1 protein-coding gene is annotated in these 1,032 nt (G+C 70.1%); it reads right to left on the minus strand.

The features are described 5' to 3' along the window. Nucleotides 1–12: 12 nt before the first annotated feature. Nucleotides 13–921 (minus strand): IS5 family transposase, encoded by a 909-nt coding sequence (locus tag ADK67_RS08930; RefSeq protein ID WP_053715929.1) that lies wholly within the window; start codon nucleotides 919–921, stop codon nucleotides 13–15. Nucleotides 922–1,032 lie beyond the last annotated feature (111 nt).

Genomic DNA, 1,032 nt, shown 5'->3' on the forward strand with positions numbered 1-1,032 from the left:
CTAGCGCGTGTTTCAGATGTGGCGTAGCCAGATGTTGATGGCTGCGATGTGGACGGTGGCCTTGTAGCGGACGGCGAGTTTGTCGTACCTGGTCGCGACGGCTCGGTGTTGTTTGAGCAGGTTGATGCCGCATTCCACGGCATGGCGCTGTTTGTAGACCTCCGCGTCGAACGCCGGTGGCCGCCCGCCTCGTGAGCCTTTGGCCTTGCGGTGGGCGGCCTGGTCGCGTGGCTGGGCGATGGTGGCCTTGATCTTCCGTCGCCGTAGGTAGGCGCGGTTGGCCCGGGAGCTGTAGGCCTTGTCCGTCAGCACCCTGTCCGGCCTGGTCCGCGGTCGGCCGCCACCCGGTCGGGGCACCCGGATCTGCTCGATCACCGCGGTGAACCGCGGACTGTCGCCGCGTTGCCCGGCGGTGACCAGCAGTGACAACGGCCTGCGTCCCTGTTCGCAGGCCAGGTGCAGCTTGCTGGTCCACCCGCCCCGCGACCGGCCCAACCCGTGATCGGCCGGCTCGGCACCGCCCGCCGCGGTGTCGGGCGGTTCGACCTGGAGATCCGCCCTGGTGCGGGCACCGGCGGCGTGCTGGTGCGCCCGCATGATCGTGGAGTCCACCGACACGTCCCACACGATCAGCCCTTCGGCGTCGGCGCGGGCCTGCAACGCGGCCAGGATCACCTGCCACACCCCGGCGCGCTGCCACCGCCGGAACAGCCCGTAGACGGTCTGCCAGGGTCCGTAGGCGGGTGGGACGTCCCGCCACGGGGTACCGGCGCGCACCCGCCACCGGATGCCGTCGATCAACTGCCGTTTGCTCCACTTGGGCGGACGGCCCGGCTTGCGCCCGACGGGTAACAGCGGTTGGAGCACCGCCCACTGCGCGTCGGTCAGGTCGGCCCGCCCCGCTGCCGTTACGCTGGCCACGAGGTCTCCGGTGTTCGGGTTTGCTTGGTCGCCAACCCACTTACCGGAGACCTCGCCACGTTCCGGGCACCGACACGCCGGCAGTCACCTCACCTTTGAAACACGGCCTAG

The organism is Saccharothrix sp. NRRL B-16348 (assembly GCF_001280085.1).
GTDB lineage: Bacteria > Actinomycetota > Actinomycetes > Mycobacteriales > Pseudonocardiaceae > Actinosynnema.